This window comes from Pseudomonas sp. A-RE-22 (genome assembly GCF_019956035.1).
GTDB classification, from domain to species: domain Bacteria; phylum Pseudomonadota; class Gammaproteobacteria; order Pseudomonadales; family Pseudomonadaceae; genus Aquipseudomonas; species Aquipseudomonas brassicacearum.
On record NZ_JAHBCZ010000066.1, the window covers coordinates 195,112 to 208,532 of the forward strand.

10 protein-coding genes and 1 pseudogene are annotated in these 13,421 nt (G+C 50.7%); 2 read left to right on the forward strand and 9 right to left on the reverse strand.

Annotation, left to right across the window (positions count from 1 at the left end; translation table 11 throughout):
* Positions 1-12 precede the first annotated feature (12 nt).
* Together KGA89_RS26515 and KGA89_RS26520 are read right to left on the reverse strand one after the other, a co-directional pair.
* Positions 13-273: pseudogene (locus tag KGA89_RS26515) on the reverse strand (transposase domain-containing protein); the annotation flags it as partial.
* A gap of 281 nt (positions 274-554) precedes the next feature.
* A complete protein-coding gene (locus KGA89_RS26520) occupies positions 555-2,042 on the reverse strand; it encodes a hypothetical protein (RefSeq protein WP_223472929.1) in 1,488 nt (495 codons plus the stop codon).
* A gap of 696 nt (positions 2,043-2,738) precedes the next feature.
* Here KGA89_RS26520 and KGA89_RS26525 point away from each other — a divergent pair.
* Both KGA89_RS26525 and cysC read left to right on the forward strand, forming a co-directional pair.
* Positions 2,739-3,941, forward strand: coding sequence for a sulfotransferase family 2 domain-containing protein (locus KGA89_RS26525; protein WP_223472930.1), 1,203 nt, complete (start codon positions 2,739-2,741; stop codon positions 3,939-3,941).
* Complete coding sequence (cysC, locus tag KGA89_RS26530) at positions 3,938-4,528, forward strand: adenylyl-sulfate kinase (protein ID WP_223472931.1); 591 nt, start codon at positions 3,938-3,940, stop codon at positions 4,526-4,528. The genes KGA89_RS26525 and cysC overlap by 4 nt, the downstream gene beginning before the upstream one ends.
* A gap of 182 nt (positions 4,529-4,710) precedes the next feature.
* Here the strand turns inward: cysC and KGA89_RS26535 are convergent, their stop codons facing one another.
* The 7 genes from KGA89_RS26535 to rfbG are packed head-to-tail and all read right to left on the reverse strand — an operon-like array spanning position 4,711 to position 13,421.
* On the reverse strand, positions 4,711-7,008 hold the full coding sequence (locus KGA89_RS26535; RefSeq protein ID WP_223472932.1) for a DUF7024 domain-containing protein: 2,298 nt from the start codon (positions 7,006-7,008) through the stop codon (positions 4,711-4,713).
* A gap of 20 nt (positions 7,009-7,028) precedes the next feature.
* Positions 7,029-7,961: a glycosyltransferase family 2 protein gene (locus tag KGA89_RS26540; RefSeq protein WP_223472933.1), complete on the reverse strand. Its 933-nt coding sequence runs from the start codon at positions 7,959-7,961 to the stop codon at positions 7,029-7,031.
* Positions 7,954-8,358 (reverse strand): GtrA family protein, encoded by a 405-nt coding sequence (locus KGA89_RS26545; protein ID WP_223472934.1) that lies wholly within the window; start codon positions 8,356-8,358, stop codon positions 7,954-7,956. The genes KGA89_RS26540 and KGA89_RS26545 overlap by 8 nt, the downstream gene beginning before the upstream one ends.
* Entirely contained in the window at positions 8,345-9,280 is a 936-nt protein-coding gene (locus KGA89_RS26550; RefSeq protein ID WP_223472935.1) for an NAD-dependent epimerase/dehydratase family protein, read from the reverse strand. The genes KGA89_RS26545 and KGA89_RS26550 overlap by 14 nt, the downstream gene beginning before the upstream one ends.
* A complete protein-coding gene (locus KGA89_RS26555; RefSeq protein WP_223472936.1) occupies positions 9,277-10,992 on the reverse strand; it encodes a thiamine pyrophosphate-binding protein in 1,716 nt (571 codons plus the stop codon). The genes KGA89_RS26550 and KGA89_RS26555 overlap by 4 nt, the downstream gene beginning before the upstream one ends.
* Before the next feature lie 3 nt (positions 10,993-10,995).
* Positions 10,996-12,309 (reverse strand): lipopolysaccharide biosynthesis protein RfbH, encoded by a 1,314-nt coding sequence (rfbH, locus tag KGA89_RS26560; protein WP_223472937.1) that lies wholly within the window; start codon positions 12,307-12,309, stop codon positions 10,996-10,998.
* A 29-nt stretch (positions 12,310-12,338) separates the two neighbouring features.
* Complete coding sequence (gene rfbG / locus KGA89_RS26565; protein WP_223472938.1) at positions 12,339-13,421, reverse strand: CDP-glucose 4,6-dehydratase; 1,083 nt, start codon at positions 13,419-13,421, stop codon at positions 12,339-12,341.

Consider the following 13,421-nt stretch of genomic DNA (forward strand, 5'->3'; position numbering starts at 1 on the left):
TCGACGAGCTAATCAAGTGTATGCGATCCATGAACTCCACCTTTTAAAGGTGGGGCGTGAAGCCATCTTGGTATTTTGCGGCGTACAGTGCGACGGCAGCCAGGCTTCGAAGTCTTCTACTGCTACAGCTTGCGGCAACCGTTCAAGTGCGTGGCGCGGCCACGCATAGGACTCTTGGTGTTTGGCTTTAGCCGTCTCGACCAAACTGTAAAGTTGAGCGCTGGCCGGCGCGCCTTCGGGGGCGCTGAACAGCCAGTTCTTGCGCCCGCTCACGGTCACGCATCAAAAAGAGCCAATTGAGGGGGGGCTCTGGATCGACTGCCGCGCATGGAAATCATGCCGTGAACTATAGAATCAGACGACAAATCGAGGTGTCGAAACCTGATATGGGCTGTTGCGCCACAGATCAAAGTCTTGAAAGCACAGTAGCAATATACAACTCGGTCCTGCGTGTCGGAATTGAGCGAGGCTGAATAATGAATGGGACTGTTTTCTTATTTCATAATTAGAGGCCCGCGCAGTGCGGGCTGAACAGCATTCAAAACTCCCCGGCGCTATTGTGGAACTACTTTCCACTGATTGTTGACCGCCGGGTCCCGTACTAAACGATAAACCTTGGCATCAGCCCTGGGCGGTGACTCGAACCAACCTGAAATTGCAGCCTCGTTGGGAATAGAAAAATTCTTTTCGATTGTTTGGTATATCAGGTTGCCGTTTATATGAATCGGCTGACCATCTATCCGTACTACATCGCCGTCGCGGACCCCATCGAAGATACCGCTCTGCATGGCGGATACCAAGGAGTCACGTGGTTCCCTTAACACAGAGTCCCACGCTGCTGACTGGTGCATGTTCATCGTCCAGTTCAGTGCAATTCCAAGACCAACCAATGGAACACAGGCTATCGCCCATTTTGCAATTGCGCCCCGCGAGAACTGATCTACAGCGGCTGCAAGAAGAAACGCAAGTCCGAAGCATTGGTAGTAGACCGGAATGTGTGCATAGCCCCAAGTCAAGCCTAATTGATACTTGGCTGAGATAGAGATCAGCACTGGAGGCACAAGTAGAAGCATGCCTGCTGCGAAAATAGGCAGGAGCATCACGGGCTGTTTTGTAGGTTCACGCCTAAGTACAATGATTGCTATAGCTGACCACAGGATCATAACTGCCCATGCGAGTTGACTTGTGGAAGCTGCACTGAAAAGTTCGCTCGGAGGGAATTCGTTTTTTCCTGCGGATAAGTAAAAACTCCCTGGAAGCGTCGCGAATAGCTGTTTAAGGAATGTCGCCGGTACAGCACTTAAATTTCCAACTTCAGCGCCTGCATAAGGGGTCAGTGCTATTTGCTTTACATAGAGATTTGCGGTGATGAATATGATAAATGGCACGACAATTATGGCGGTATCGCGAATTTTTCTTGAATGGTTAGAGGTAAGTATCGTCACGATTGCAATCGGAACGTAGACGGAATTAATTTCATAGAACGTCATTGATAGAGCGGCTATTAACGAAGATGCGACTAGCCATGCTGCGGATTTGGTTTTGTGCCACTTGTGAAGCGTCAAGAGGGATGACGTGAGGAGGATTCCAACGCCTTGGCTAAAACCGGCGAATGCGGCCAATGGATCCGCCGAGTCACGTATTTGCAGTAAAGCCAATAAAGACAAAATAAAAAAACCGATTGTTCGCCAAGATATACCAATTCTACGTAGTAATAGGATGGTGAGGCTTACATGCGCAATGAACATCGCCATGTCCGCCAATCTGACAGCAAGCTCGCTCTTAAATATGTAGAAGAAGCTGTAGATCACAGGCCAAGGTAAAAGAATTCTTCCGTATTCAACAAGCCACGATCGGATAACGCTGCTTGAAAATTCAATGACGCTGGAATCGAAGCGATTGATCAATCCCCATGTCTGACTGTTCAAGGCATCGTCAGCCCAGAAGCCGTTTTTTGAATACGGCAAAAGAATGATGGCTATCAGAACAGCAAAGAGTGATCCGAAAGCTATTTTTTTTAAACTTCCATGCGTTGTGCGCATTGCTTATTTGGCTCGCTGGTATGGGGTGGTGAGACATACTAGACTAGCTAGGTACTTCAAACTAGCTGCGCCTGGCAATCGGAATTCGTCGAAGTGTCGTACGTACGAGTCGAGGTTTCCATTAACGTGCCCTGCCGCCATCGTGCAATCCGATTTGCTCGCACGGGCCGATGCTCGATCGGGGGACTGAGGAGCGGGAACTGAGGAAAGTGTAGACCGCGCCAGGATAGCCGGTCTGGTCTTCGAGTCGTCCTATACTGCCTTGGTCAAATAGAGGGGGGGAGCTGGTGATTGAAGGATTTGGCCGAGAGGACACTGGTTTACCCATAGCATATGAGTCTCCCCTTGCTGGCAATGGGCTGCCAGTTGCTTTTTGTCTCTATATCAATGGCGCGACGGGTGGACTCAGTCAGATCGGCCTTCGTCTTCTGCGATGTAGTCTGCAGTATCCCGCATTTCCGATGAACCCAGCGTGCATCTCCATCAACTTGAAAATGTTTTGCCGTGCCAAGCGCAGTTTCCTCTACCGGTAGTACACCAAGGAAGGCTAATACAATATTAAGGGTAAAAAACATAAAATTCGAAATTTACAAGAGTTTGACAGTGTCTGTGATGCGTGCTAGGTTATTTCATTTTTTTACAGGGTTTTGATTGGTCGAGCGTTTGATTTTAATTCAATTTTAGATTTGGTAAACAATGAACAAACCACTTTATTATCTTCATATTCCAAAGACAGCCGGCACATCGTTGACTTCATTTTTGGATGCGCAATTTGATCGTTCTCGGATATGTCCTGCCCAATTGCTTCCCGAACTTTTTAAGTTGGATGGTGATTCCATTTCAAAATATGATTTTTTTCGGGGGCATCTATGGTTTGGCTTAAATAGTTATGTGGGGCGGGATTTAAACTATATAACGATGTTGCGAGATCCTGTGCAGCGTACGATTTCATGGTACTCACATGTCAAGCGTGACGTAAATGCTTATCGTCATGATCGTGTTGTGAAAGAAAATTGGTCATTATTTGACTTTGTTGCGGATAAAGAAACTCAGTGGGATATGGTGAATGCCCAAACTATATTTCTTGCTGCAGATTTAGATTTTGAAAAACTGTCTAAAGATCCTGTTGGTTATGGTCAGGCTGTTATCAAGAGTTATGCTGCGCGTAACAAAGATCGAGAGTTGCTGGATTTGGCTAAATCCCGGCTTGAACGGTTCATGTTCTTTGGTATCACGGAACGAATGAATCACTCATTGCATTTATTGTCACATGTTTTAGATGTTTATCCTCAATTTTCCCGTGAAAAATTGAATGTGTCGGAAAATCGACCGATGGATGATGAGATATCAAGTGATACAATTCATGCCATAAGAGAAATAACCTCATTGGATCAGGAGCTTTACGATTGGGCGGTGAAGACCTTTGATTCAAGGTATGACGAATTGGTTAATTCACTACTCATAAATGAGTATGTCACTAGCCCGAAGCACGCGGACCAGGCTTGTATTACTCAACTGTCTCCGGAGGAAAGGAAAACCCTGAAAATCAATACAATATCCTTACCAGATGCTATTGAGCAGGGAGCTACCTTTGAGGTTCAAGTCGAGGTAACCAATAATTCGAAATATCGCATTCAGAGTAATGGTCGCTATCCAATCAATATTTGCTACCACTGGATAAATCCGGTCACAGATGAGCTCGTTATCTTTGATGGGGTTAGAACCAAAATCGAGCCGACTTTGCTTTCAGAGGGAAACCTGAAACTTAATGTAGAAGTCATCGCTCCTGAAGTGTCAGGGTTATTGATTTTGCGAATGACTTTTGTACAGGAAGGTGTGGCATGGTTTGATGAGCCGCAGAGTGCGATTTTTTCTGATAGTGAGGTTCTTGTAAAATGAAAACAAGCGGGGATGACCTCACTTGGCATTACGGAGCCTTGACCCGTGAAGACCGGGAACTCCAGTTAGGGCAGCAGGCCATTACCATTTGGCTCACCGGGCTTAGTGGCTCCGGAAAATCATCCTTAGCTTGTGCATTAGAAAAAAAACTAGCAGCCCAAGGTAAAAATTGTTTTGTCCTTGATGGTGATAACGTTAGGCACCGTCTTAATAAAGACTTAGGATTTAGTCTGCTCGGAAGATCGGAGAATATAAGAAGAATAGCTGAGGTTGCAAGACTCATGAATGACGCTGGTCTGATAGTCATCGTGGCGATAATTTCTCCGATGATTGAGGATCGTACTTTAGCGGCCGAGATAATTGGCTCCGGTTGCTTTCATGAGGTTTATGTAAGTACTCCTCTCAGTGTCTGTGAAGAAAGAGACCCCAAAGGACTTTATCGGAAAGCGCGCTGTGACTCTTTAGAAAACTTCACAGGGATATCCTCTCCCTATGAGCCACCGTTGACGCCGGCTTTAATTGTCGACAACTCTAGGCTTTCTGTTGAAGACAACGCGAACACAGTCATACGATACCTGGAGGGCTAGTGCGTTCGCTAGCTTGCCAAGCTCCCTCTGATCTATTTTCAGGAGGGCGTAATGGACGCGGGAAAAAGGCGGCAAGATTTAAATAGAAATGCCCTGGTATTGGCCAGGGCATTTTTTACTACAAGTTTCAACTATTCAGCTAGTTGATACGAATTTCTTGATTTGAGCATTGTGGTGAGTTTTTATAGCTCAAATCGAAGCGAAACGAAACCAATCCCAAGTTTACGCTTGTCGCTATTGATGCCTAAAGCCCTAGGGGAGATTGGCTTTGATGGCAAGAATGAAATTGTATCAGTTGTCTGCCCCATTAGATCCACCTGTATGCGAACCTCTGATGCTGCACCCTCAAGTTTTACCTCGTACTCTCGAGTACCAATTAATACTTTTGCAGGCTTTTCGACGTTAGGTCCGAAGGCTTGTGCTGTCATTATCAGCGTGAACGTTTGGGGGAGTGGAGAGGTAAAAACCAAGCGGGGGTTCCCTTCAGACCAGCGCCCCCACGGCTCTGGTGATGAAAAACCAGAAACAGTTTGAATAAACGCTGGCCAACCTGGGCGAGTAAAAACTATCCCTTCTTGCAAGTTGGCGGAGTACCGCGGACCCAGATGGTCTGCATAATAACCCGACTTCTCCATTATTTGCTTAGGGCTTAGGCCTGCTAAGTTGGTAGTTTCAGTCGAGGTTAATTTAAAGAACGCGAGCTCACCATTCGAACTGTTTAAAAGCGGGGGAGAGCCAAGCAGCGTAGTTAAGTTTGTGATCAACTCATTCGCATTGTCCGCGTAACCACGACGATCTATGTAGATGCCATTGAAGCCCAAACGCTTAATGACCTCCAATTGCTTTTCTATAGGTTCATTTGCAAGCGAGCGATAATACATGTCGCCATCCCGGCCCTTCATTCCACCAAAGCTCCAATGAAGGTTTTTTGAATGAATAAAGCCTGCGGCCAATTGATAAGCAGATAACCGATTTAAGGGCGGGGTTTCCGGGAACGCAATATAAGGTAATTGGTAAATGGCAGCGCCTTCAGGTAATGAGCGCTCAATGTCGTTTACAAAGTTCTTGTCGTTCTCATATGCCAGCTTTTGCGGTGTCCTGCATTCTTTGCATGGAGGCACTGTTTGGTCATACATGCCCACGGTAAGTGCAATTGCCGCTGCGAGTAATGAGTGGACGTGAATCTTCGAAGAGAATTTTTCTAAAAATAACTGGAGCGACAAAAAGAAGGCAAGAACACAGCCGAAGGCAATAAAGATGCTAGCCCTGTTCCATCCTCTTATTGAAGGTGAGATGGCATAGGAGAAGAGCGCGCCCAAACCCCCAGTAGTAGCAAACAAAAACAATACAAGTGTAGAGGCAGCCAAAAAGGTTAATCTGTGATCTGTTCTAGTTCCGGAAAGAGAAGCCAGGATATACAAAAAGCACGCCAGTAACCCAAAGGACCCAATAATGCCTAAAGTCGACGTAGTGTTTTCGTTTATCAGCGGAGATGCGGCGTTATAAGATTGAGTGAATTGTCCCAGGTAAGATACTCGATGGTCAGCTCTGGGGAGTATGAGTTGCATTAATTTGAGGGCGTAAATTTCTGACTCTATGGGGGAACGGATTGCTACTTCCGAGTTTTTGCCTTGTTCATGCTTTCCAATTAGATTTGGGGCTATATTGAGTAATACGCCACCAGAAAGGATGGCTGTTATAAGTAGCGCGCGCTTGAGTCCAAGGGGCTTTCTGGTTTTGATAAGGTTTAGGGCGCCTGCCAAGAAAATTAGAATCACGCCAAAGAGTGTGTAGTACACACCAAAAGAAGAAATTGCAAGCAATGCAAGAGTAGAAAGTGCGTACTTGACCCAGGGTTTTCTTTTTGGTGTGTTTAAAGTTTGATTGCTTGAGGAGCGAAAAACAGAAAATGCCAGATAGAAAAATATCGGAGCTACGAAATACCATGTATAGAAGAGGTGGGAAATACGTTGAAAGTGGAATGGCATGAATGTGAAAAGTAAAGCGCCCACGAATGAAAGGGCACGCGAGACGCCAAAGGCCCTGACGACGCAGAAAGAGGATATGAAGGCAGTTGGGAAGCTAAACAAGAAAAATAGGTTTGTTGCAGTGAAGCTGCTGCCGGACAGTAGAGAAAATGCTTTGATGATTAAATGGCTACCGAAGTCGGAGCCTGGAAAATCAATAAAATTTGAACCAAAAGGGTATCCAGTTCTGGGGTTGTTAAAGAGCCATCCTTCTGAAACGCTTTTGGCCATCCAGGCATGGAAAAGACTATCACCTTGATAAGAGTATGGGTAAGAAACGTCGGGCCATAGCCCTCCCGGCCAGCCACTAAGCCAAATACTTGCGAGAAAGAAGGATATGACAGCGCCTGAAAGTACCAACTTCCAGTTTTCCACGAGTACTGCTTGCAACGATTTTAGTGGCAATTCCGAATTTAATATGGCTTTTTCAAGTGGTGCATTATTTGATGTCACGATTGTCAGTCATCCATAAGTCAATCAAAATTTACACGTTCAGACTCAACCACTAACGGCATGTTGCGTATCTGCGTATGCACCGAACCCAGGTATTCCCCCAGCATGCCCAAAAACAATATCTGTACCGAACTGAAGAAGAATAGAGAAATTAGCAAGGGGGCGATGCCCACTTGGAACGAGTTCCAGAAGAGCAGTTTGGCCACAAGAAACCCGAATGCGATCAACAGGCTGAGTCCCGCCAACAGCCCGCCCCCCATGACCATGAGGCGCAACGGCACCTTGGAGTGGTTGGTGATGCCCAGCATCGCGATGTCATAAAGCGTGTAGAAGTTGTTCTTGGTGATGCCGCGCTGACGCCGTGGTTGCTTGAACGGCACCGTGGCAATCGGGAAGCCGATTTCACACAGCAGGCCGCGGAAATACGGATAGGGGTCGTCGATCTTCTTCAGGATATCCAGCACAACCCGGTCAAATAGTCCGGCACCCGTGGCATTCTGCACCAGCGGCACTTCGGAAATACGCGTAACAAAGCGATAATAAGTGCGACGCATCAGGAACATCAGACGCGATTCCTCGCTCTCCGGTTTGACCGCCATCACCGTCTTGAAGCCTTCTTCCCACTTCTTGACGAACTCTTCGATCATCTCGGGTGGGTCTTGCAGGTCGGAGGCGATCAGCACGGCGGCGTCGCCACGGGCCTGCAGTAGGGCATGATAGGGCGAACGGATGTGGCCAAAGTTACGGGCATTGAATATCAGCTTTACCCGCTTGTCTTGCGCGGCCAGGGCGCGCAATTTGGCGTGGCTGTTATCCGTGGAACAGTTGTCGATGAAAATGTGTTCGTAGTCATAGTCAAGGCGTGACATCACCTCGACGATGCGTTGGTACAGCTCATCAATGTTGGCTTCTTCGTTGTAGCAGGGTGTCACTATGCTGATAAGCTTACGCATAATTGAAAACGAACCTGTTATTAATGACGAATGAAAGTAAGGCCATGGGCACGATCAAGGCCATGCCAGCCAAGTAGGGGTCGACACCCAGTAATTTGAGCGCCGCAATGCCTGCCACATTGGCGCCATAAACGACGCCATAGCCGGCAATGAACCTGAAAATCAGCTTGTTGTTCTGAGAACCGAATACAAGGGCACCGGTGCTTTTGAAATTGAAGGCTATGCCTAATACCGTGGCGAGCAGCAACGCCGCACTGTAGTGCAGCCCGAGGTAGAGAAAACCGGCAAAACAGCCATAGCCGAACGCCGCATTCATCACCCCCACACACAGGAACCTGAACAGTTTTACTTGTAGAAGCCTGCCTAGCATGGAGGGCGCTTTTTTAGTCTCTTGCATTCAGATGCTGCCTGATTTCACGCACGACACCACTTAGTGAAGAGTCGCTGGGCACATAGTCAAACAGTTGCCCGGCCTTGCGATTGTGCGAGTAGTAATGGGCCTTGGGGCCTGTGGCATTGATCCTCGCCTGGTCACCCACAATTGTGTATTGCAGGCCGAACTGCTCGCTCAAGGCCGTCAGCAGTTCGAACTTGCCGATGGGGGCCTGGCTGTAGCAGTCAACCACGTCGTTGCACGCTGGCGACTGCAGGATCCGGTCAATCAGTTGCAGGAAATCGGCGGGGGTGAGGTAGTCCCGGAGCATATCATCGGGTGCCACTTCCAGCACCGTGCCCGCCTGCAGTGCACGCAGAATGTCGCTTAGGAAGAAGCGAGCCTCTACAGCCTGGCGATGGCTGAAGTAACTGAATACCCTCGCATCGACAATGGCGGCCTCAGGCAGCGCTCGATGGCGGCACTCGGCCTGGAATTTTGCCGCGCCGTACCAGTCCTGCGGCTTTAGCCCGTTGATCGCGAATATCGCCTTCGAGGCCTCGGTTACAGGTGTTTCGAAGTTGGTACCGTATGCAGCGCCGCTGCTCAGGTAGATGTATCTGCACTGAGGATGGTTTTGCAGGTACTCCAAGGCAAGGTTGTCATACAGTTCGGTGACGGTGAATATGTCCTTGCCCATCTGTACGGCCCGAGCGGGATCTCCAACGCCAACAAAGTTGATGATCGCATCGAACTGGCAACTGGCATCGAAACCGGAGTAGTCGAGCACGGCAAATCCCTTGCGCTCGGCAATGGCCCGCAGTTCGGCATCGAGCGAGCCCGGTGCGCGCACGAACAGGTTGCATTCATAGGCAGTATGTTCAGCGATGCTGGCTACCAGGTCTTTGGCGATATGACTGCTTGCCCCTAGGATGGCAAGCTTCATTTACCCGGATCCAGCGGTGGCGACTGCTCATCGATCGGGCGGCCAAACTCCAGGCGTGGCCGGCATTCCCGCGCATCTGGCATCATGACTTCGATGAGCATGGGTTTGCCGTTGGCAAGAAACTCGGCTACAGCGGCCTTGAATGCCGCCAGATTGACAACGCTTAGCGAATGTATGCCATACGCAGCACCAAGGGCCTGGAACTGCGAGGTATAGCCGTCCCAGTAAGTCGAAGAGTTACGGCCTTCGAAGTACATTTCCTGGAAGCCGCGGACCATTCCCAGCGAGTGATTGTTCAGTACGATAGTCAGGATCGGCAACTGGTCGCGGGCAATGATGTCGAGTTCCTGGATATTGAGCTGCGCACCGCCATCGCCGGTGATGACGACAACCGGTTTGTCACCTGCGATGCTGGCGCCCACGGCGGCAGGAATGGCAAAACCCATGGTGCCCAGGCCGCCTGAGTGGTGCATGGCTTGGCCGGGGCTCAGGCGCAAGGTATGCGCAGCCCACATCTGGTTGTTACCAACGTCGGCAACATAGTCCAGGGCCCGGTCGGCGGTCAGGTCGTTGAGATTGTTCAGCAGCTCGAACGGGCTGATGTTCCACGCAGTGTACTCATCGACGAACGATTGCTCGAAGACCTGTGTCAGGTGAGCGCGCCAGGCCGCCGGAGCGGGTTGCAGCTTGGCTGCATGGGCGATGAAGTCGGCAAACACCGCGTCCAGGTCGGCATGGATAGACTCTTGGGCCTTGACCCTATTGTCCAGCTGGGCCGCATCCAGATCGAACTGGATGATATGAGCATTCGCAGCGAACGTTTCGGGTTTGGCCCCGGTCTGGCGCACGTCCATGCGGCTACCGAACACCACCAGCAGATCGCAGTGCTGGACTGCATGGTTGGCTGCGCGGGTGCCATAGGCACCGAGCATGCCGAGGTAGTGTTCGCTCGCCGTGAGTTTTTCCGCGCCTTTCAGACTGGCAACATGGGGGATGCCCAATTTGCCGACCAGGCTCAGCCATTGGCTGAACGCCGGGCTGTTTACAGCGCCACCGCCGATCAGGAATACCGGTTTTTGAGCCTTGGCCAGTGCCGCCCAGACGTCGCTGAACGAGGCGTGCTGCTCGGCAGCAGGCATCGTTTCATTGGTTCGTGCGTTCAATAATTGGTCCAGCACCGCCTCATCGATCTCGGCGCGCTGGATGTCCATGGGAATGTCCAGCAGGACAGGACCCGGACGGCCTTCCCGAGCGATGCGGATCGCTTTGAGAAGGCAAGGGATCAGTTCATCGACATGGGTGATCTGGTGAGCATATTTGGTGATGCTACTCACTAAGGCAACACTGTCGAGCTCCTGGAAGCCCTGCTGACGTATGGGCCTGTCGCCCTTGAGTTCGTGGGTGTTGACCTGACCGGTCAGGAACAGACATGGGTGACTGTCCAGCCAGCAGTCTGCAATTCCGGTGATCAGGTTGGTGGCACCGGGTCCACTTGTACCCAGTGCCACGCCCATGATCTTGTGATGGGTCGCACGTGCGACGGCAGATGCAGCAAAGGCGGCGCCTTGCTCATGGTGCATTGATACCAACTTGGTCTTTCCGAGCAAGTTAATACTGTCAACCAGATGGGTAATCATTCCACCGATGAGCTCAAAACCATACAGGACGTTATTGTCTGCAAGTACTTTTGCTACTGCATCTGAAGCTTTCATATTTTAGAAACCGATCCCGAAGAACTCTTCCAGTTTTTCACCGACGTAATCGAAATGCTCTTGGCCAAGGGAGGGTTGGACGCCCAGCCAGAAGGTCTGGTTCATGGTCCGATCAGTATTGGTCAGTTCGCCCACGACGCGGTACTCGACGTTATGGAAGTACGGCTGGCGGGTCAGGTTACCGGCAAACAGCAGGCGGGTACCGATCTTGTTCTGATCCAGGAACTTGAGCAGGTCGACACGCTTGACCCCAGCGCTTTCCTTCAGAGTGACTGGGAAACCAAACCAAGACGGGTCGCTATTGGGGGTTGGTTCGGCGATTTCAAGGAAATCGCTCAGGCTCGCCAGGCGTTCCTTGAGTAGCTTGAAATTGCGCTTGCGAGTTTCGATGAACTCGGGTGCGCGGTCGAGCTGCGCCAGTCCGCAGGCCGCTTGCATGTCGGTGATCTTCAGGTTGTAGCCTAAGTGGGCATACACGTACTTGTGATCGTAACCTTGTGGCAAGCTGCCGAATTGCTGGCCGAAACGGTTGCCGCAGGTATCATCGCAACCGGGCGCGCAATAGCAGTCGCGTCCCCAATCACGGAACGATTCGGCAATCAATTTGAGCTGGGCGTTATTGGTGAACACCGCGCCACCTTCCCCCATGGTGATGTGGTGGGCCGGGTAGAAACTCAAAGTAGCGATGTCGCCAAAGGTGCCAACCAGCTTGCCATCATAGGTCGCACCGAGTGCATCGCAGCAATCTTCGACCAACCAGAGATTGTACTTTTCGCACAGGGCTTTGACTTTGCCCAGGTTAAACGGGTTACCAAGGGTGTGGGCGAGCATGATCGCTTTGGTCTTGGGGGTGATGGCTGCTTCGATCAACTCAGGATCAATGTTATGAGTCGCCATGTCGACATCGACGAAGACCGGTATCGCACCGAACTGGACGATAGGGTTGACAGTGGTGGGGAAGCCTGCAGCCACGCCAATGACTTCGTCACCTTTCTTGATGGCACGGTCACCTAGCTTGGGTGAGGTCAGTGTGCTGAAAGCAACAAGGTTGGCCGACGAGCCCGAGTTGACGGTAATGAGATAATTGACACCGAGAAATTCGGCCAATTTCTTTTCGAATTCAGCATTGAAGCGACCGGTAGTCAGCCAACCATCAAGGGATGCTTCGACCATCAGTTGTAGTTCGCGCGCGCCAATCACCTTGCCGGAGGGTGGGATGACGGTCTCGCCCCCAACAAAAGGTTTGGCAGCCAAGGCAATCTGGGCGTAACGCTCAACGAGCTGGCTGATTTCCTGACGGAGCATATCGGGGGTCATAGTATTTCCTGCTTAAAGCTTTTAATTGGTTAGTCGCCAGCGGCCATGGCTGCCATGTAGCTGTTGATTTCGTTCACACAATGGGCATGCATATCCTCGCCTCGCAACCAGGCGCGATGCCAGGTGACGATGCGGGTTAGTGTGGTTTCCAGGCTCCAGGTAGGCTCCCATTTCAAATGGGTTTTGGCTTTGGAAATATCCAACTTCAAATAGCGCGCCTCATGGGGTTGAGATTCGCTATCAAGTTGCCAGCTCGCACCGGCGCCCCATGCTCCGACCATGTGATCGAGTATCCATTCGACGGGACGAGCATCTTCATCCCGGGGGCCGAAATTCCAGCCTTGTGCGAATGCATGACCATGCTCCCACAGGTGTTGGGCCAGGACAAGGTAACCGCTGAGCGGCTCAAGGGTATGTTGCCACGGGCGCGTCGCTTTCGGGTTGCGAACGATCACCGGCTGGCCTTTTTCGACGGCATGCAGAATGTCGGGAATGAGGCGATCTTCTGCCCAGTCACCCCCACCGATCACGTTGCCGGCACGTGCCGAGGCTAGGGCGGGCGCGTCATCAGCTTTAAAGAATGAATTGCGGTAGGCGGAGGTGACCAGCTCTACACAGCCTTTGCTGTTGCTGTAAGGGTCGTGGCCGCCCATCGGTTCGTTTTCACGATAGCCCCACTCCCACTCCTGGTTTTCGTAGCACTTGTCAGTCGTGACATTGACGATTGCGCGAAGGCTTGGGCATTTGCGTGCAGCCTCCAGCACATGAATAGTACCCATGACATTGGTGGCATAGGTCTCGACAGGCTCTCGGTATGACAACCTGACCAAGGGTTGGGCAGCCATATGGATCAGAATATCTGGATCAAAAGCCGTCATGCTTTCAGTAATGGTCTGCAGGTCGCGAATATCGCCAATCTGCGATGCCATGCCTTGCTCAACGCGCGCTTGTTCAAAGAGCGAGGGCGTTGTAGGCGGTGCCAGCGCGAAACCTTTGACGTGCGCGCCCATGTCTTGTAGCCACAGGGACAACCAGCTGCCCTTGAATCCGGTATGACCTGTGAGGAATACCTTCTTTCCCTTCCAGAAGGCAGCTGTGACGGTAGCTTTCAT